Source organism: Hylemonella gracilis ATCC 19624 (genome assembly GCF_000211835.1).
Taxonomy (GTDB): Bacteria; Pseudomonadota; Gammaproteobacteria; order Burkholderiales; family Burkholderiaceae_C; genus Hylemonella; species Hylemonella gracilis.
Genome location: NZ_AEGR01000042.1, coordinates 157,320 through 175,410, shown reverse-complemented (window position 1 = coordinate 175,410; position 18,091 = coordinate 157,320). Strand labels below are relative to the sequence as shown.

The 18,091-nt window shown below is 66.6% G+C and carries 16 protein-coding genes and 1 tRNA gene; 9 read left to right on the top strand and 8 right to left on the bottom strand.

What is annotated here, in order from left to right; all coding sequences use genetic code 11:
• Positions 1–171: 171 nt before the first annotated feature.
• From HGR_RS04845 to HGR_RS04835, 3 genes are all read left to right on the top strand, one after another.
• A complete protein-coding gene (locus HGR_RS04845; protein ID WP_006297004.1) occupies positions 172–873 on the top strand; it encodes a CoA transferase subunit A in 702 nt (233 codons plus the stop codon).
• 61 nt (positions 874–934) lie between these two features.
• On the top strand, positions 935–1,573 hold the full coding sequence (locus HGR_RS04840; RefSeq protein ID WP_006297003.1) for a CoA transferase subunit B: 639 nt from the start codon (positions 935–937) through the stop codon (positions 1,571–1,573).
• Between the two features lie 393 nt (positions 1,574–1,966).
• Positions 1,967–2,302: a hypothetical protein gene (locus HGR_RS04835; RefSeq protein ID WP_138922397.1), complete on the top strand. Its 336-nt coding sequence runs from the start codon at positions 1,967–1,969 to the stop codon at positions 2,300–2,302.
• 209 nt (positions 2,303–2,511) lie between these two features.
• Here the strand turns inward: HGR_RS04835 and HGR_RS04830 are convergent.
• Positions 2,512–2,585, bottom strand: a tRNA-Gly gene (locus HGR_RS04830).
• Positions 2,586–2,638: 53 nt separating this feature from the next.
• Positions 2,639–4,123 (bottom strand): NAD-dependent succinate-semialdehyde dehydrogenase, encoded by a 1,485-nt coding sequence (locus HGR_RS04825; protein WP_006296994.1) that lies wholly within the window; start codon positions 4,121–4,123, stop codon positions 2,639–2,641.
• A 62-nt stretch (positions 4,124–4,185) separates the two neighbouring features.
• Here HGR_RS04825 and HGR_RS04820 point away from each other — a divergent pair, with 62 nt between their 5' ends.
• From HGR_RS04820 to HGR_RS04795, 6 genes are all read left to right on the top strand, one after another.
• Positions 4,186–4,965, top strand: coding sequence for a sulfite exporter TauE/SafE family protein (locus tag HGR_RS04820; RefSeq protein ID WP_006296993.1), 780 nt, complete (start codon positions 4,186–4,188; stop codon positions 4,963–4,965).
• Between the two features lie 104 nt (positions 4,966–5,069).
• Entirely contained in the window at positions 5,070–7,736 is a 2,667-nt protein-coding gene (gene alaS / locus HGR_RS04815; protein WP_006296992.1) for an alanine--tRNA ligase, read from the top strand.
• 203 nt (positions 7,737–7,939) lie between these two features.
• On the top strand, positions 7,940–9,127 hold the full coding sequence (locus HGR_RS04810) for an ABC transporter substrate-binding protein (RefSeq protein ID WP_081463435.1): 1,188 nt from the start codon (positions 7,940–7,942) through the stop codon (positions 9,125–9,127).
• Positions 9,108–10,493: a GGDEF domain-containing protein gene (locus HGR_RS04805; protein ID WP_006296990.1), complete on the top strand. Its 1,386-nt coding sequence runs from the start codon at positions 9,108–9,110 to the stop codon at positions 10,491–10,493. The genes HGR_RS04810 and HGR_RS04805 overlap by 20 nt, the downstream gene beginning before the upstream one ends.
• Before the next feature lie 35 nt (positions 10,494–10,528).
• Positions 10,529–11,134, top strand: a complete 606-nt coding sequence (locus tag HGR_RS04800; protein WP_006296989.1) for a TlpA family protein disulfide reductase — start codon at positions 10,529–10,531, stop codon at positions 11,132–11,134.
• A gap of 91 nt (positions 11,135–11,225) precedes the next feature.
• Positions 11,226–12,407, top strand: coding sequence for a transglutaminase-like domain-containing protein (locus HGR_RS04795; RefSeq protein WP_006296988.1), 1,182 nt, complete (start codon positions 11,226–11,228; stop codon positions 12,405–12,407).
• Positions 12,408–12,513: 106 nt separating this feature from the next.
• Here HGR_RS04795 and HGR_RS04790 read toward each other — a convergent pair whose 3' ends face one another.
• From HGR_RS04790 to HGR_RS04765, 6 genes are all read right to left on the bottom strand, one after another.
• A complete protein-coding gene (locus HGR_RS04790; RefSeq protein ID WP_039852404.1) occupies positions 12,514–13,257 on the bottom strand; it encodes a hypothetical protein in 744 nt (247 codons plus the stop codon).
• 90 nt (positions 13,258–13,347) lie between these two features.
• A complete protein-coding gene (locus tag HGR_RS04785) occupies positions 13,348–14,004 on the bottom strand; it encodes a hypothetical protein (protein ID WP_006296986.1) in 657 nt (218 codons plus the stop codon).
• Positions 14,005–14,119: 115 nt separating this feature from the next.
• Entirely contained in the window at positions 14,120–15,079 is a 960-nt protein-coding gene (locus tag HGR_RS04780) for a pseudouridine synthase (RefSeq protein WP_006296985.1), read from the bottom strand.
• A gap of 30 nt (positions 15,080–15,109) precedes the next feature.
• On the bottom strand, positions 15,110–15,934 hold the full coding sequence (trmB, locus tag HGR_RS04775; protein WP_138922396.1) for a tRNA (guanosine(46)-N7)-methyltransferase TrmB: 825 nt from the start codon (positions 15,932–15,934) through the stop codon (positions 15,110–15,112).
• A 6-nt stretch (positions 15,935–15,940) separates the two neighbouring features.
• Positions 15,941–16,957, bottom strand: coding sequence for a glutamyl-Q tRNA(Asp) synthetase (locus HGR_RS04770; RefSeq protein ID WP_006296983.1), 1,017 nt, complete (start codon positions 16,955–16,957; stop codon positions 15,941–15,943).
• Between the two features lie 42 nt (positions 16,958–16,999).
• Positions 17,000–17,989 carry a LysR family transcriptional regulator gene (locus tag HGR_RS04765; protein ID WP_006296982.1) on the bottom strand — a complete coding sequence of 330 codons (990 nt, stop codon included), beginning with the start codon at positions 17,987–17,989 and terminating at the stop codon, positions 17,000–17,002.
• Positions 17,990–18,091 lie beyond the last annotated feature (102 nt).

Genomic DNA, 18,091 nt, shown 5'->3' with positions numbered 1-18,091 from the left:
CGAACCGGGACTGAAGCGCGCCGTCGCTTGGGTTGTGTCTGCTTGTCCATGCGGGCTGGATTTTAGGCAGTACTACGTATCGGCTTAAGTAGGCGGCGCGATTACAGTCTCGGGCTGCAGTCCGGCATTCGGCAGATGCCCGGCAGATTCAGAAACAGCAAGGAGAACATCGTGAACAAGATTTACCCGAGCGCGAAGGCGGCCATCGAGGGCGTGCTGCGCGACGGCCAGCTCATCGCCGTTGGCGGCTTCGGCCTGTGTGGCATTCCCGAGGCGCTGATTGACGCGGTGCGCGATGCGGGCATCAAGAACCTGACCGCCATTTCCAACAACGCGGGGGTGGACGATTTCGGCCTGGGCAAGCTGCTGCAGACACGGCAGATCAAGAAGATGATTTCCAGCTACGTGGGCGAGAACAAGGAATTCGAGCGCCAGTACCTGGCTGGCGAGCTGGAGTTGGAGTTCACGCCCCAGGGCACGCTGGCCGAAAAACTGCGCGCGGGCGGCGCCGGCATCCCCGCCTTCTTCACCAAGACCGGTGTTGGCACGGTGGTGGCCGAGGGCAAGGAACTGCGTGAATTCGATGGAGAAACCTATGTGATGGAGCGCGCCCTGCTGCCGGACGTCGCCTTGGTGAAGGCGGACGTGGCGGACAAGTCGGGCAATTTGCGCTTCAACCTGACCGCGCGCAACTTCAACCCGGCCGCGGCCATGGCGGGCAAGGTCTGCATCGTCGAAGTGGAAAAGATCGTCGAGACTGGCGACCTGCATCCGGACGACGTGCACTTGCCGGGCATCTATGTGCACCGCATCGTGCTCAACGCCGCACCCGAGAAGCGCATCGAGAAACGCACGGTTCGGGCCGCCGCCTGACCCGCGGGCCAGGCGAGCGCCACGAGACAAACCCCAGACGACGACAGGCAAGGAGATCAAGATGCCCTGGACCCAAGACCAGATGGCCGCGCGCGCGGCCCAGGAGCTGCAGGACGGCTTTTACGTGAACCTCGGCATCGGCATGCCGACCCTGGTGGCCAATTTCGTGCCCGAGGGCATGGAGGTGTGGCTGCAGAGTGAGAACGGCATGCTGGGCATCGGCCCCTTCCCCACGGAGGACGAGGTGGACCCGGACCTGATCAATGCCGGCAAGCAGACCGTCACCACCATCAAGGGCACCAGCATTTTTGGCAGCCACGAGAGCTTCGCCATGATCCGCGGCGGCAAGATCAACCTCAGCATCCTGGGGGCCATGCAGGTCAGCGCCCAGGGCGATCTGGCGAATTGGATGATCCCGGGCAAGATGGTCAAGGGCATGGGCGGCGCCATGGACTTGGTCGCCGGCGTGCCGCGCTGCATCGTGCTGATGGAGCACGTGGCCAAGAAAAAGGATGGCAGCGAGGAGTTCAAGATCCTGCCCGAGTGCACCTTGCCCCTGACCGGCAAGGGCGTGATCGACCGCATCATCACCGACCTCGGGGTCATGGACGTGACGCCTCAGGGCTTGAAGCTGGTCGAGCTGGCCCCGGGCGTGACACGCGAATTCATCCAAGGCAAGACAGGGGTCCCTCTGATCTGACTTGCCACCGGTTTCGCGTTCGCGCGCCTCAGCCGGACACGCTGGCTGCGTGGTGGCAAGAAATAGGCCCTGGTGCACCCGCACCAGGGCCTTTATTTTTGATCTGCATGACCGTTAATAGGGTGTATAGACAAGCGGACGCGAAATTTGCGACCGCCTGGCCATGCAGGTCCGCTGCCGCAATGCCCGTTCTTCGGGCTACTGCCTCAACGTACTTGCGGTTTGTGTGCTTTTCTTGTTCCTCTTGCCATGTTGCCCAGCCCGAAGAGATTCCTCATGCTGTCGCGGTCCTCACGCTCCCAGAAACAGGGACGGAAATTGCAAGCCGCAGGTGCCGCTGCCCAGACCGACAGCAAGGGCAACACAGTGGCTTTAGAGCGGGTTCGGATGGCCATGTCCGGTGCCATGCAGGCGAGCCTGACCAGGCCCGCGATGACGGCCGGCCCCGCAGGCGATACGTGGGACAAGGCCATCGCCGCGCCTGCCGGCTTGCCCGGCGCGCAGCCTGAGGCGCATGGCACCCGGGTGGACGAGCAGGTGGACCTGCTGCAGCGTCAGTTGCGTTCCGCGCCCGACCTGGACACCCTCTGGTACCTGCGTCCCGGTCTGATGAACGTGATCGCCGTCCGTCAAGGCGAGGTGGCTGCGCGCGACTGCCTGGTCGCGCTCACCGCGCTGTTCAAGCACCCCCCCAGCTCGGGCCGCTCCGCGCGCCCGGGTGCTTTCTGATCCCCGTCCATCGGCGCGGGGTCCCGGGCGCGGTCACAGTCACTCGGACAGGGGCGCCATGGCCCAACGGGCCTGCTACCTAGAATGACCGCAGGCGCGAGGCCTCTGATTTCCGCCGAATCAGCGCGGCAGGTAATGTCAGCAGCCCACCATGGTGAGCCCACCAACAAAAACGGCCCAGGGGCGATGCCCTGGGCCGTTGTTCATTCTGGAGCGGGTGAAGGGAATCGAACCCTCGTATGAAGCTTGGGAAGCTGCCGTTCTACCATTGAACTACACCCGCGTTGCCGAAGCAGGCGCGCATTCTAACGTGCGCGCGGTGGCCTCAGAGGCCTCTTACTTCAGGATGTCGCCCAGGCAGAGGTATTTCATCTCCACGTACTCGTCGATGCCGTGGCTGGAGCCCTCGCGGCCCAGGCCGGACTGCTTGACGCCGCCGAAAGGCACGTGCTCGGTGGCGATGATGCCGGCGTTGATGCCCACCATGCCGTACTCCAGCGCCTCGCTGACGCGGAAGATGCGGCCGATGTCGCGGCTGTAGAAGTAGCTGGCCAGCCCAAAGATGGTCGCGTTGGCCGCGGTGATCGCCTCCTGCTCGGTCTTGAAACGGAACACGGGCGCGAAGGGGCCGAAGGTCTCCTCGGTGGCGCAGAGCATGTCAGCCGTCGCCTCGGCCACGACGGTGGGCTCGAAGAACTGGCCGTCCAGCTTCTTGCCGCCGGCCAGCAGCTTGCCGCCCTTGGCGACGGCGTCCGCGACATGGCGGCGCACCTTCTCGACCGCTGCGTCTTCGATCAGCGGGCCCTGAACCACGCCGTCCTCGAAGCCGTTGCCGACCTTGAAGGTCTTCACCTTGGCCGCGAATTTCTGCACGAATTCGTCGTAGACACCGTCTTGCACGTAGATGCGGTTGGCGCAGACGCAGGTCTGACCCGCGTTGCGGTACTTGCTGGCGATGGCACCTTCCACGGCGCTGTCGATGTCGGCATCGTCGAAGACGATGAAGGGCGCGTTGCCGCCCAGCTCCAGGCTGAGTTTCTTGACCGAGGGCGCGCTTTGCTGCATCAGGATGCGTCCCACCTCGGTCGAGCCGGTGAAGCTGATGTGGCGCACGGTTTCGCTGGCGCAGAACACCTTGCCCACGGCGATGGAGTTGGCGCCGTCGGCCGTGACCACGTTGAGCACGCCCGCCGGAATGCCCGCGCGCACCGCCAACTCGGCGGCGGCCAGGGCGGTCAATGGCGTCAGCTCGGCCGGCTTGATGACCACCGGGCAGCCCGCAGCCAGGGCCGGCGCGACCTTGCGCGTGATCATCGCCAGGGGGAAGTTCCAGGGTGTGATGGCCGCGCACACGCCGATGGGCTGGCGCAGCACCAGGAGGCGCCGGTTGTTGTCGAACTGCGGCAGCGTCTCGCCGTTGACGCGCTTGGCCTCCTCGGCGAACCATTCAACGAAGCTCGCCCCGTAGGCGACTTCGCCCTTGGCCTCCGCGTAGGGCTTGCCTTGCTCGGCGGTCATCAGGCGGCCCAGGTCGTCCTGGTTGGCCATCAGCAGATCGAACCACTTGCGTAGGATGATGCTGCGCTCCTTGCCGGTCTTGGCGCGCCAGGCCGGCCAGGCCTTGTCGGCAGCGGCGATGGCGGCCTCGGCATCCTTGGGGCCCAGGTTGGCCACGTCGGCCAGTTTCTGTCCTGTCGCCGGGTCGTGCACGTCGAAGCGCGTGGCCGCGGCGCCCTTGACCCATTGGCCATGGATGAGCGCGTCGGTCTTGAGCAGGGACGGGTCCTTGAGCAGGGAGAGAGGTGAGGCTTTCATGTCCATGGGATGATCTCCGGCTAACGAGTGCGTGGCATTCTCTCACTTCCTTCTTTGCGTCCCCCTGCATGACTTTGTCTTCCTTTCTCTCGACCTTCCCTCTGATCACCCATCCGGCCTTCTACGCCGTCGCCATTCCCGCCGTGCTGCTGATGGGTGTCAGCAAGAGCGGCTTCGGCGCGGGTTTTGGCTCCCTGGCCGTGCCCTTGATGGCGTTGGCCGTGCCCGTGCCACAGGCCGCGGCCATCTTCATGCCCATCCTGCTGGTGATGGACCTGCTCGGCCTGTGGGCCTTTCGCCAGCACGTCGATTGGCGTCTGCTGCGGTTCATGCTGCCCTGTGCGCTGGTGGGCGTGGCCGCGGGCACACTGCTGTTCCGTCTGCTGGACGCGCGTTTGGTCGCGGGCCTGGTGGGCTTGTTCACGCTCTTGTTCCTGGCTCAGCGTCTGCTGTTCCCGCCCCGACCCGACAGCGCACCCCCGCCGCGCTGGTTGGGTGCGGTGCTGACGGCCACGGGCGGCTTCACGAGCTTCGTGTCGCACGCGGGCGGTCCGCCGATCAACGCTTACGCGATCCCCTTGCGTCTCGCGCCCTTGGTCTTCACGGGCACGATGGCCTACCTGTTCTTCGTGGTGAACCTGAGCAAATGGGCGCCGTACGCCTGGCTCGGCCTGCTGGACATGCGCAACTTGGCCACCTCCCTGGCCTTGCTGCCTTTGGCGCCGCTGGGCGTGTGGATCGGTGTGAACATCGCCAAGCGCATCGACCAGAAACTGTTTTACCGCCTGGTCTACTGGGGCATGGCGCTGACGGGCTGCAAGCTGGTATGGGACGGTTGGTTGGCTTGAGCGGGTCCTCAGGCGGCTCAAATCTATAATCTGCGGTGATCTTGCCTTCCGGTTTTCTCAAATAAATCAAGCTTTTGCGCTCGCGCGCAGCCTGGCCATCGTTCATGAGCACGCCCAAATTTTCCGTCGCGGACATCCGCAAGACCTTTCTCGACTTCTTCGCCTCCAAGGGCCACACCGTCGTGGCCTCCAGTCCGCTGGTGCCGGGCAACGACCCGACGCTGATGTTCACCAACTCGGGCATGGTGCAGTTCAAGGACGTGTTCCTCGGCACCGACAAGCGCAGCTATGTGCGCGCGGCCTCGGTGCAGGCCTGCCTGCGCGCCGGCGGCAAGCACAACGACCTGGAGAACGTGGGCTACACCGCGCGCCACCACACCTTCTTCGAGATGCTGGGCAACTGGTCCTTCGGCGACTACTTCAAGAAGGAAAGTCTGAACTGGGCCTGGGAGCTGTTGACCACGGTGTACAAGCTGCCCGCCGACAAGCTGTATGCCACCGTGTACCTGGAGGACGACGAGGCCTACGGCATTTGGGAGGACATTTTCGTCAAGGCCGGTTGGACGCCCGAGCGGATCCGCCAGGAGAACCGCATCATCCGCATTGGCGACAACAAGGGTGGCCGCTACAAGTCCGACAACTTCTGGATGATGGCCGACACCGGGCCTTGTGGCCCCTGCAGCGAGATCTTCTACGACCACGGCCCGCACATCGCCGGTGGCCCCCCGGGCAGCCCCGATGAAGACGGCGACCGCTTCATCGAGATCTGGAACAACGTGTTCATGCAGTTCGAGATGCACGAGGATGGCACGGTCACTCCGCTGCCTGCCCCTTGCGTCGACACTGGCATGGGCCTGGAGCGCCTGGCCGCTATCTTGCAGCATGTGCACAGCAACTACGAGATCGACCTGTTCGACGCGCTGATCAAGGCCGCCGCCCGCGAGGTCGGCACGCAGGATCTGAGCAACCCCTCGCTGCGCGTGATCGCCGATCACATCCGCGCCACGGCCTTCCTGGTCAGCGACGGTGTCATCCCCTCCAACGAGGGCCGGGGCTATGTGCAGCGCCGCATCGTGCGCCGCGCCATCCGCCACGGCTACAAGCTGGGCCGCAAGACGCCTTTCTTCCACAAGCTGGTGGGCGAGCTGGTGCGCCTGATGGGCGACGCCTACCCGCGCTTGAAGGAACAGCAGCAGCGTATCACCGAGGTGCTCAAGGCCGAGGAGGAGCGCTTCTACGAGACCCTGGCCAATGGCATGGAGATTCTGGACGCGGCCCTGGGCGGTGGCGCCAAGGTGCTCCCGGGTGACGTGGCCTTCAAGCTGCACGACACCTACGGCTTCCCCTTGGACCTGACCAATGACGTCTGCCGCGAGCGCGGCGTCACCGTGGACGAGGCCGGCTTCAAGTCGGCGATGGACAAGCAGAAGAACCAAGCCCGTGCCGCCGGCAAGTTCAAGATGGACAAGGCGCTGGACTACACGGGCGCGGGCAATGTGTTCGTGGGTTACGAGAAGCTGGAAGCCGCGGCCAAGATCGTCGCGCTCTACGTGGACGGCACGCCCACGGCGCAGCTCAAGTCTGGCCAGGACGGCGTCGTGGTGCTGGACACCACGCCCTTCTACGCCGAGAGCGGTGGCCAGGTCGGTGACGAAGGCCTCATCGTCGCGGGCCCCGCTCGCTTCGAGGTGGCCGACACCCAGAAGATCAAGGCCGACGTGCACGGCCATCACGGTACCCTGGCCGCCGGCACGCTCAATGTGGGCGACACGGTCACGGCCCAGGTCAACCTGAGCCGCCGCGCCGCGACCATGCGCAACCACAGCGTCACCCACCTGATGCACAAGGCCCTGCACGAGGTGCTGGGCGCGCACGTGCAGCAAAAAGGCTCGCTGGTGGACGCCGACAAGACGCGTTTTGACTTCACGCACAACGCGCCGGTGACGCCGGCCCAGATCGCCGAGATCGAGCGTCGCGTGAACGAGGAGATTTTGGCCAACAGCGCCACCCAGGCGCGCGTGCTGGACATCGAGGCCGCCAAGGCCACAGGCGCGGTCATGCTCTTCGGCGAGAAGTACGGCGACACGGTGCGCGTGCTGGACATCGGCACGAGCCGTGAGTTCTGCGGGGGCACGCACGTCCCGCGCACGGGCGACATCGGCCTCTTCAAGATCGTCGGCGAGTCGGGCGTGGCCGCGGGTATCCGCCGCGTCGAGGCCGTGACTGGCGCGAACGCGCTGGGCTATCTGCAGACGCTGGAAAGCACGGTGCACCAGGCGGCGGGCGCGCTCAAGGCACCGGCCGCGGAGCTGCAAGGTCGCATCACGCAGGTGCTGGATCAGGTCAAGGCGCTGGAAAAGGAAATCGCCGCCCTCAAGGGCAAGCTGGCCTCCAGCCAGGGCGACGAACTCATGGCCCAGGCCGTGGAGGTGAAGGGCAGGGATGGGGTCGCGTTGCGGGTGCTCGCCGCCACGCTGCAGGGCGCGGACGCCAAGGTGCTGCGCGAGACCCTGGACAAGCTCAAGGACAAGCTCAAGACCGCCGCCATCGTGCTGGCCACGGTGGAAGGCGGCAAGGTGCAGATCGCGGCCGGCGTGACCGCCGACAGCGTGGGCAAGATCAAGGCCGGTGAACTGGTCAACTTCGTGGCCCAGCAGGTGGGCGGCAAGGGTGGCGGCAAGCCTGACATGGCCATGGCCGGCGGCACCGACGCGAGCGGTCTGCCCAAGGCCCTGCAAGCCGTGCAGGGCTGGGTGGCCGAGCGCCTGTGAGCGCGTGATGCATCGCGCGCCTGGCCGGCGCGCAGGGGCAGCGCTCTTAGGCGGATCTCATCGGCAGAGCTGATCGCCTTGATGGGCGATGGGCCCCGAGAGCCGGCCGGGCTCGCCGTTAGACTAGTCGGCGCAAGAGAGACGCCATCAGCGTCCGGAGATGGAGAACAGGGCGGGGGTCCAGACACCGAGGTCGTTGGGGTATGAGTCCAGGCACACGCTTGTCACGGGGAGCTTTGCGCGCCGCCGCGCCCGCGCTGCGTGCCTGCGCCTGGTTCGGCTTGGCCTTGGCGTGCGCTGACGCATTCGGACAGCGCGTGGCCTTCGTCAATCCCGGCAAGGCGGAGGAGTTCTACTGGGCGGGCGTGGCGCGGTGCATGCAGTCCGCCGCGCAGGACTTGGGGCAAACGCTGGAAGTCCACTACGCCGAGCGGGAACACCTGCGGGTCTTCCAAATCGCGCGCGGTATCGCGGCGCTGCCACCGGCTCAGCGGCCGGACTATGTCGTGATCACCAACGACTACGGCACCGGCCCGGAATTGCTGAACATCTTCGAGGGCAGCGGCATCCGCGTCTTCATGGCGTACAGCAAGCCCACGGCGGAGGAAATGACGCGCACGGGCATGCCCCGCCGCAAGCACAAGCTGTGGATCGGCTCGCTCGAGCCGCGGGCCCAGGACGCCGGTTATCTGACGGCGCGCGCCTTGATCACCCAGGCCCGAGCCGCCGGCCTGCAAGCGCAGGACGGCAAGCTGCACATGCTGGTGATCGCGGGGGACCGCAGCACGCCATCGTCCATCGCACGCAACGACGGAATGCGCCAAGCCGTGCGCGAGGCGGGTGACGTGGTCATTGACCAGGAGGTGTACGGCGCCTGGTCGCGCGAGAAGGCCAGCGAACAGGCCACGGTGCTCTTCCAGCGGCATCCGCAGGCTCGACTGCTCTGGGCTGGCAATGACTTGATGGCCCTGGGCGCGATCAGCGCCTTGGAGCAGCGCGGCGGCGTGCCGGGGCGCTCGGTGCTCTTCAGCGGCATCAACACTTCCGCCGAGGCGCTGCGCGCGAAGGAAAGCGGACGCCTCGCGGCCCTGGCGGGTGGTCACTTCATCACCGGCGCCTGGAGCCTGGTGATGATTCACGACCACTACAACGGCCACGATTTCGCCGACGAAGGCCTGATGCAGGAGCGGCGCATGTTTGCCTTGTTCGACGGCAAACTGGCCCAGGCTTTGCGGGCGCGTCTCGGCCCTGGCTGTGACGATGTGGACTTCAGACGTTTCAGCAAAACTCACAATCCCAGCCTGCGCAGCTATGACTTCAGCATGGAGCGCTTGTTGAAGGACACGCCCCAGTCCAACGAAAGGTCCGCCGATGACCGCGCACTTCCTTGATCAACACGCCTCCCGGCAGGCGGGCTCCGCCTCCCCCGACGCCGCCGAGCCGAGCGTGGCCCAACGGCATTGGGCCTGGGAGGTGCCTCGCGACTTCCGTCCCTTGGCTGGCTCGCTGATTCGCCGCATCGTGCTGCTCGCGGTCTTGTGCATGGCATTGGTCTTGGCTGGGCAGACTTGGTATCTGCTACGTCAGCATGAGGAGCGGTTTGCCACGCAGGTGGACGGCATCGTGCGCACCAGCGTGCCGCAGTTGGCCACCGCCTTGTGGGACATCGAGTTGGAGTCCGTCCAACGGCAAGTGCAGGCCATCTCCACCTTGCCCGAGGTGGGTCATGTGCGCCTGCGCACGGCCACCGGTCCGGTGTTCATGGCGGGCGACCCGGCTGCCCGTGAAGCCGCGACGGTGGTGCGGCGCATGGACATCTTGCCGCTGCCGGGTCAGGGGAGCACCAGTCTGCCGCTCGGACAACTGGAGATCGTCGGCAATCCTCGCTACGTGCTGGGCGAGGTGCGTGCGAGCGCCGTGCAGGTATTGCTGGGCTATGGGGTGTACACCACTCTGGTGTGCCTGCTCGTCACCTGGCTGCTGCGCCGCCGCCTGCAGCAGCCTCTGGAGGAGATGGCGCGCTTTGCCGCTGAGTTGACGCCGGACCATCTGATGACGCCACCGCCACGCCAGCGGGCCGCCCCGCAGCGCGGCAGGGACGAAATCGACCTGCTGGCCGACGGCTTCGTCAAGCTGCAAGCGGGCTTGCGTGAGCACATCGATGGCCTGGATGAAAAAGTGGCGCAGCGCACCGATGAATTGCAGCGCCTGGTCGATGAGGTGTACCGACTGTCCCGCACCGACGCGGTCACGGGCTGCTGGAACCGTCGCACCCTGGACGAAAGGCTGCCCCTGGAAGTGGAGCGTGTGCAGCGTTATGGCCGGCCCTTGTCGTTGCTGCAAGTGAGCATCGACCGCTTTCGCGAGCGCAGGCAGGAGCTCGGTCCGACCCTGACCGACGATTTGCTGCGGGAGGTCGCACGCATTGGCCGCTTGGTGTTGCGCAATGAAGTTGATTGGCTGGCGCGCGAGGACGGGGGGCAGTTCGTCATCGTCCTCCCCGAGACGGACTTGAGCGAAGCCATGCGCGTGGCTGAACGCCTGCGGCTCGGGGTCGCCGCCATCGGGACGGGGTGTGGGCAGTCGGCGGCAGGGTCCGCAGGGTCCACAGGGCCAGAAGCCAACAAGCGCCTGAGCGCCAGCGTGGGCGTGGCCCAGTACCGCTCGGGCGAGCCGGTACACCAGTTGTTGGCGCGGGCCGCCGAAGGCGTACGGCAAGCCCAGGCCGCGGGCGGTGATCGCTTGGCCAGTGTCTGAGCCTGAGCCTGCCGAGGGCCGCATACACTCGCCCCATGATGCAACGACGACTCTGCCTGAGCGCGGTCTTGGGCGCGGGCGTGGCCCCGCTCGCGTCGGCGACCTGGCTGTCCCTGCTGCGTGTGGCACCGCTGCACGCGGCCCCCGCGGACGGGAAGTCCGAACTGGCGGCCACCGATCGGGAGGACGGCCACGCCGTGACCCCCTGGCCTGCCGGGCAGAAGACCCCACCCCTGCGCGCCTTGGACATGCAGGGACGGACCTGGACCCTGGAAGCCTTGCGCGGGCGCGTGGTGCTGCTGAATTTCTGGGCCTCCTGGTGCGCGCCGTGCCGAGTCGAGATGCCGACTTTGCAGACCTTGGTCGGGTTCTACGGTGACGCGGTGCGCGTGCTGGCCATCAATGTGGGCGAGGGGCCGCGCGCCATCGCGCGTTTCCTGCAGAGCAGTGCCTTGGACACAGGAGCGTTGACCGTCTTGCTCGACACCGAGAAGGAAGCCGCGCGGGCCTGGGGGGCGGCCACCGTGCTGCCCACGACGGTGCTGATCGATCCCAGCGGCCGTCCCCGGCATCGGGTCCAGGGTGAATTGGACTGGAGCGGCGACCGCGCGCAGGCGCTCCTGGATGCCCTGCTGACGTGAGCGCCCCAGGCTGGTGATAATCCGGCCCAGCTGTTTCGGCGCATCTTCACCTGCGTCGACGGCCCGTCCCTCATCTACCGGAGATCGCTTTATGACCACCGTTCAACGCGCGCCCGACGGGCGCGCATCGCAGCGCCGTGCCTTCCTCAAAAACGCGGCCGCGGCCGCTTCGTGTGCCGCCACGGTGTCCGCGCTGGGCACCTGGCCGATCCGCGCGGCCGCGCAAAGCGCCACGCCCGAGCGCCAGTTCAACCCCCAGCCCGGCGCGTGGCGCAGCTTCGAAGTCAAGACCCGCGTGGACGTGCAACTAGCCGATGGCCAGACCCGTGTCTGGCTGCCCGTGCCCTCCATCGACAGCGACTGGCAGCGTTCCTTGGACAACCGCTGGGACAGCAATGGCCGCGTGACCTTGAGCAAGGACGTCGCGCAAGGCGGCGTGCCGGCCACCCAATGGCTGACCGTTGAATTCGCACCCGGCGAAAAAACACCCTGGGTCGAGTTGATCAGCCGCGTGCAGACGCGCAGCCGCGCGGTGGACTGGTCGTCCAAGTCCCGTCCCGCGCAGGACAAGGACCTCGCATTCTGGACCCGTCCGACCGCGCTGCTGCCCACCGATGGCATCGTGCGCGAGACGGCGCTCAAGGCCACGCAAGGCGCCAAGACCGACGATGAGAAGGTTCGTGCCGTCTACGACTGGGTGGTCACGAATGCCTACCGCGAACCCAAGGTGCGCGGCTGCGGCGAAGGCGACATCAAGACCATGCTGGAGACGGGCAACCTGGGCGGCAAGTGCGCGGACATCAACGCGCTCTTCGTGGGCCTGTGCCGTGCCGTCGGCCTGCCCGCGCGTGATGTCTACGGCCTGCGCCTCGCGCCTTCGGCCTTTGGCTACAAGGAGCTGGGCGGCAACAACATGGGCAACTTGTCGGGCGCCCAGCACTGCCGCGCCGAGGTCTACCTGAAGGATTACGGCTGGGTGGCGATGGATCCGGCCGACGTGGCCAAGGTCATGCGCCAGGAAACGCCAGAATGGATCAAGACCACGCAGAACCCGCTCGTGGCGCCCGTGAACCAGGCGCTCTTTGGGCAGTGGGAGGGCAACTGGGTGGGTTGGAACATGGCGCACGACCTGAAGCTGCCTGGCGCGCAGAAAGGACCGCTGGGCTTCCTGATGTACCCGGTGTGCGAGACCGGGCCGGCAGGGCAGGTGGAACGCCTGGACTCCTACACTCCCGACGCTTTCAAGTACCGCATCACCGCGCAGGAAGTCTGAACGCCGTCGGTGAAGTGCCTTCGTCCTGAGCCATCAGGGCAGGGCGTCTGAAATCAAAAAGGGCGCTCGTGTGAGCGCCCTTTTTGTCATGTGTCCGCGCGGTGGCTTACCAGCGCAAGCCCAGCTTGATGCCCCAGCTGGTGGTGTCACCGGTGATGTCGGTTTCAAAGGCCAGGTTCATCAAACCCAAGCCCATGTTGATGCCCGCGTAGTACTTGTTGAGTTCCGGGGAACTCTCCTGATGCCGGGCCGCCCTGCGGCCGTCGCTGTCCACCCAGACATAACCCACGCCTGCGTAGGGGGTCAGCATGGCGAACTCCTTCGAGATCGACACATCCACGCTTCGCGTGTTGATGTAGAGATCGTCGGAGTTGGTGGCGTAGGTGTAGCCGCCGCGCAGGCTGATGCCAGGCTTGGCAAAGTCTCCATTCAGCAGGGCGTAACGGGCCTCCAGGCCCCGAACATCGATGCCCAAGCCAGGGACATTGGCGAAATAGGCGCCGACGTCCACGTCAAAGGGCAAGCCCTTGTGGATGTCCAAGCGGTAGGTTTGGATTGCGTCGTCGAGGTACAGGTTCGCGTTGGCCTTTTCAAGCGCCGCAGCCCCCTTGTAGGAGGGCGAACTGCTGGTCAAGGAGACGCCAATGTCAAAGCCCGTCAAGCCTTGCGGTTGGGGAGGCGAAATGGGCTTGTAGCTGATCGCCGCGCCGATGGCTTCGGAGGCGTACTTGAACTCCCGCTCGGTCAAGGAGTCCAGATTGCCCAGGCGGTCCGCCCAGGCCGGCAGCGTCGACAAGCTCAGAGCCAGGCCCAGCGTGGCGCAAGCCAGGGATGAGAAAGATTTTTTCATGGTCATCTTGGTGTGGGTGCCGTGCATGCGGCCGAATTATCACCGAGCATGTGGGCCCCTGATTTCAGGCCGTGGTCACGGTCCGAGCACTTACCAGCGCAGCGCGGCCTTCAGTCCGTAGGTGGTGACCTCGCCCGTCTTGTCCACCTCGATGTCCACCGCGAACAAGCCCAGGCCGATGTTGAGCCCTGCGTAGGTCTTGGTGAGGGTGACGTCGTCCACCGTGCTGTCCACCCAGACCCGGCCGACACCGGCGTAGGGGGTGAGGAAGGCGAAACCCTTGGAAATGCCAAGGTCCAGGCTCTTGGTGCTGAGATCCAGGGCGTCGTTGTCCAGCTTGGTGTACGCCCCGCGCAGGCCGATGGCCGGCGTCACGGTGCTGCCTTCGAGCAAGGCGTAGCGCAACTCGTAGCCGCGCAGCGAGTAGCTCTCGCCGTCCTGGTGGGCATTGCCCACGAAGCCGCCGATGTCAAAGCCGAAAGGCAGGCCCTTGTGCAGGTTCACCCGCGTGACGGAAACGTCCTCGCCGTCCTTGATGTCGCTGAAACTGGCGCCCACGCCGATGTCAAAACCCGTCACCCCTTGGGCCTCGACGGGCTGCTGGGGTTTGTAGCTGACCGCGGCTCCGAAATCAGCGAGGGCGTCGGCATGGGCCGATGTGGACAGGCCCGTCAGGGCCAGGGTCAGCGTTGCCAGCACGGTGGCCAGATGACGCGGGTGGGAAAGTGTCGCGAGGGAAGATGTCATGGCGTTTCCAAGGTCCAGATCTTGAATGCAGGGGTGTCTTGAGAAGGGGGACGCGACGATGATAGCGCGCCGGGGTAAAGCCCCCGCCCGATGCGCGAGACACCCGCGCCTTGTTTCACGCGGCCGCGTTCGTGTCCGGCCAGTCCAGCGCTCGCTGGCTCGTGAACGCGCGCGCCGCGCCGGTGACCGGGTCGAGGAAGCTCAGTCCGCGCGCCAACAAGCGCAGCGGTTGTGTCCAGTCGTCCTGGCCCGCCTCGGGACCGTGCACGACTTGCGGGTAGAAGAGATCACCCACGATCGGCCGGCCCAGGGCGTTCATGTGCACGCGCAACTGGTGGGTCTTGCCGCTGCGCGGACGCAGGCGGTACAGCGCGTGCGGAGGCCGGGACTCGACCAGCTCCAGCGCCGTCTCGCTGTTGGGTTCGCCCTCGGTTTCGCGCTGGCGGAAGAATTGTTCGGGGTCGACCTCGATGCGGCTGCGGTGGAGGGCGGGCAGGGGCCGGTCCGAGCCCTGGGCGCGCAGTGGCGCGATGGCTTCATAGACCTTGTCCACGGCTTGCGTGCGAAACAGCGCTTGGTAGGCGCCCCGGTCTTGCGGCCGCACGCTGAACAGCACCAAGCCGGCGGTCTCGCGGTCGATGCGGTGCACGGGGCTGAGTGTCTCGAGACCGGTCGCGGACTTCAAGCGCACCAGCAGGCTGTTGCGCACGTAGCGGCCCGTGGGCGTGACGGGCATGAAGTGCGGCTTGTCGGCCACGATCAGGTGTGCGTCCTGGAAGACGATCTGGGCGTCGAAGGGCAGCGCGGGTTCAGCGTCCAGTTCACGGTAGTAATACACCCGTGCCCCAGGTGCGAAAGCAGTGACCGGGGTGCCGGGCGGCAGGCTGCGTCCTTGTTCGTCCAACACGCGCCCGTCCGTCATGCGCTGTCGCCATTGGGCGGCGCTCACCGCTGGCAGGCGCTCGGCCAGGAAATCGACCAACAGCGGCCAGGCCCCGCCGCCCGGCAGGGCCACGCAACTCGCGCTGACGCCCTCGATCATGGGCGGGCGGTTGCGGTGCGCGGGGCGCGTCATGACCCAGTGGGGAGTGGAGTGGGCCTGGGCTCAGACCCGCTCGAACACCAGGTCCCAGACCCCGTGGCCCAGGCGCAGGCCTCGGCGCTCAAACTTGGTTTCGGGGCGGTAGGCCGGGCGAGGGGCGTAGTCCGTCGCGGTGTTGCGCAGCGAGGGTTCGGCGGACAGCACGGCCAGCATTTGCTCGGCATAGGGCTGCCAGTCGGTGGCGCAGTGGAGGTAACCGCCCGGCTCGCCCTGGGCGCCCGGCGGGCGCAGATAGCTCGCGAGCTTGCGCACGAAGTCCGTCTGGATCAGGCGCCGTTTGTGGTGACGCTTCTTGTGCCACGGGTCCGGAAAGAAGATGTGCACGCCCGCGAGGGATCCGGGCTGCAGCATCTGGTTCAGCACTTCCACCGCGTCGTGCTGCACGATGCGCAGATTGGTCAAGCCGCGTTCGCCGATGTGCTTGAGCAGGGCGCCCACGCCGGGCTCGTGCACTTCACACCCGATGAAGTTCTTGTCCGGCATCAGCGCGGCGATGTGCGCCGTGGCGTCGCCCATGCCGAAGCCGATCTCAAGGATGGTGGGCGCGCCGTGCTGGGGATCGCGCGGGAACGTCGCGTCCAGGTCCAGCGGCGTGGCCTGGAAGGGCAGCACGTACAGCGGTCCCAACTCCAGCAAGGCCTTGGCCTGGCCCGTGGTCGTGCGGCCCGCGCGCGTGACGTAGCTCTTGATGGCCTTGGGAAAGGCGACGCCCTCGGGCGGTGCAGCGGTGGGGTTGCTTGGGGACATGGCGGACTGATCGTTCACGGGCCCGGATTGTAAGAAGGCTGGCGGACATTCTGGGAGCTTGGGGTGGCTTCTGATCCCCATGAACTTCTAGGCTGGGCCCCAACGTGCCTTCCACTCGGACACCCAGGCCGCCAGCGCGCTGGCGCGGCGGTCTGACTGGAGGTCGCGAACGGTCGAGAGCCCCAGCACCTGGGCGGCAGCGTCGAGCGCGGTCATCACGGCCATGGGCGTCCCCAGGTCCAGTGCCTCGGCGCCGTTTTGCTTGCTCAGCTTTTCACCGTTCGGGCCGAGCACCAGCGGCGTGTGCAGATAGGTCGGCGTGGGGTAGCCCAAGGCATGCAGCAGCACGATCTGGCGGGGGGTGTTGTCGGCCAGGTCCTCGCCGCGCACGATGTGGGTCACGCCCTGGGCCACGTCGTCGACGGTCACGGCCAATTGGTAGGCCCAATAGCCGTCGGCGCGTTGGAGCACGAAGTCCCCCACCTCCGCCGCCACGTCTTGGGCCTGCGCGCCCAGACGCCGGTCCTCCCAGAGCAGCACGCCAGCGGGCACACGCATGCGCCAGGCGCAGGCGCGAGTTGCGGGTGCGGGTGCGGGTGCGGGTGCGGGTGTGGGTGCGCCAGGGCTTGCAGGGTTGACCCCGTGGTCGCCAATGCGGTCATGCGGACCATTTGAAAGACCCCCACGGACCGCGGGCTTGCCCGGGCCCGGCCTGCAGGTGCCGGGGTAGACCAGTTCGCCGTGCCGGCCACGCGGGCGACCCAGGTGTTCCAAGGTCTGTTCGATTTCGCGGCGTGAGCAGGTGCAGGGGTAGGCGCGGCCGCGTTGGGCCAGCGCGTCCAGCACCCGCTGGTAGACGCCATCTCGCCTCGATTGGTACAAGGGCTCGTCGTCCGCGTGCAGTCCGCACTGCGCCAACTGCTGCAGGATCAACTGGTCAACACCGGGCAGGCAGCGGGCTTGGTCCACGTCCTCGATGCGGACCAGCCAGCGACCGCCGTGGGCGCGTGCGTCCAGCCAACTGGCCAGCGCCGCCACCAGCGAACCGGCATGCAGCAGGCCAGTGGGCGAGGGCGCGAAGCGACCGATGTAGGCAGCGGACATGGCAACGTTGATGCGTCGTGCTGTTGGGGCGGGTCGGTGGGCTCAGCGCTGCAGTGGACCCAGCAGCGCGGCGCGCGTGGTCGGGCTCTCGAGCTGTTGCAGCCACCATTGCAGGGCGCGGCCCATGCCCTGGCCTGGCGGCTGGCCGGGCGCCATGTTGCCGCGCCAGACGTAGCTGGTCCGCACCAGCCGTTGCGAGCGCTCGGTCTGCTTGACCACGAGCCGGCCTGCGTCGATGTAGGGGCGGGCATTGCACTCCGGCAGGAAGCCGCCACCCAGGCCGCGCAGTTGCGCGTCCAGCTTGGCCTGCATGGTGCCGACGGTCAGCACGTCCTGCCCGGCCAGCAGGCCCACGGTCAGGGTCTGTCCGCGGCTGGACGAATCCGCCACGGCCACGGCGCGGTGCTGCAGCAGCAGGGCGTCGGTCAGGGGCTCGGGGGCGGTGGCCAGCGGATGGTGGGGCGCCACGGCGTAGATGAACTCGACTTGCCCCAGGGGCTTGCTTTGCAGCCCCACGTTGCCGGTGCTGATGTCTCCGGCCTCCAGCACCACGCCGATGGCCAGGTCGGCCTGGCCACTGGTCAGGGCCTCTAGCGTGCCCATCAGCGTTTCGTCGCGCAGTTTCAGGCGCGTGGGCGCGCCCAGGGTGAAGAAGCTCTCGCACAGCTCCATGATGGTCGGCCGGTGGATGATGTTGTCGACCGCGATCGTGAACTGCGATTCCCAGCCAGTGGCCACGCGCTGCACCCGGCGTGCCACCGCATCGATCTCGCCCAGCAGGCGGTGGCCCTCGCGCAGCAGCTCCGCGCCGGCCGCGGTCAGCCGCGCTTGACGGGAGCTGCGGTCGTAGAGCAGCACGTCCAAGGCGTCCTCGATCTGGCGCACGCGGTAGGTCAGGGCGCTGGGCACCAGGCCCAGGGCGCGCGCCGCCGCCGCGAAACTGCCTGCGGCTTCAATGGCCTGGAGCATGGCCAGCGCGTCCGGGGTCAGGACGTCGCGGGCGGAATGGGGGGGCGGGGACGGGGTTTGCATGGGCAAGGAATCGCCGGCTGATTTGCACGAAGAGTCGATCTTATTTCATTAATTTTGAATTCAATCCTCAAAGCGATTCGGCCTCAAGCAGCCCGGCCTTTT

Excerpts from the sequence above, each read along its gene's own strand:
- HGR_RS04840 (WP_006297003.1), top strand. The coding sequence starts at position 935 with ATGCCCTGGACCCAAGACCAGATGGCCGCGCGCGCGGCCCAGGAGCTG.
- HGR_RS04835 (WP_138922397.1), top strand. The coding sequence starts at position 1,967 with ATGTCCGGTGCCATGCAGGCGAGCCTGACCAGGCCCGCGATGACGGCC.
- HGR_RS04825 (WP_006296994.1), bottom strand. The coding sequence starts at position 4,123 with ATGGACATGAAAGCCTCACCTCTCTCCCTGCTCAAGGACCCGTCCCTG.
- HGR_RS04820 (WP_006296993.1), top strand. The coding sequence starts at position 4,186 with ATGACTTTGTCTTCCTTTCTCTCGACCTTCCCTCTGATCACCCATCCG.
- alaS (WP_006296992.1), top strand. The coding sequence starts at position 5,070 with ATGAGCACGCCCAAATTTTCCGTCGCGGACATCCGCAAGACCTTTCTC.
- HGR_RS04810 (WP_081463435.1), top strand. The coding sequence starts at position 7,940 with ATGAGTCCAGGCACACGCTTGTCACGGGGAGCTTTGCGCGCCGCCGCG.
- HGR_RS04805 (WP_006296990.1), top strand. The coding sequence starts at position 9,108 with ATGACCGCGCACTTCCTTGATCAACACGCCTCCCGGCAGGCGGGCTCC.
- HGR_RS04800 (WP_006296989.1), top strand. The coding sequence starts at position 10,529 with ATGATGCAACGACGACTCTGCCTGAGCGCGGTCTTGGGCGCGGGCGTG.
- HGR_RS04795 (WP_006296988.1), top strand. The coding sequence starts at position 11,226 with ATGACCACCGTTCAACGCGCGCCCGACGGGCGCGCATCGCAGCGCCGT.
- HGR_RS04790 (WP_039852404.1), bottom strand. The coding sequence starts at position 13,257 with ATGAAAAAATCTTTCTCATCCCTGGCTTGCGCCACGCTGGGCCTGGCT.
- HGR_RS04785 (WP_006296986.1), bottom strand. The coding sequence starts at position 14,004 with ATGACATCTTCCCTCGCGACACTTTCCCACCCGCGTCATCTGGCCACC.
- HGR_RS04780 (WP_006296985.1), bottom strand. The coding sequence starts at position 15,079 with ATGACGCGCCCCGCGCACCGCAACCGCCCGCCCATGATCGAGGGCGTC.
- trmB (WP_138922396.1), bottom strand. The coding sequence starts at position 15,934 with ATGGGGATCAGAAGCCACCCCAAGCTCCCAGAATGTCCGCCAGCCTTC.
- HGR_RS04770 (WP_006296983.1), bottom strand. The coding sequence starts at position 16,957 with ATGTCCGCTGCCTACATCGGTCGCTTCGCGCCCTCGCCCACTGGCCTG.
- HGR_RS04765 (WP_006296982.1), bottom strand. The coding sequence starts at position 17,989 with ATGCAAACCCCGTCCCCGCCCCCCCATTCCGCCCGCGACGTCCTGACC.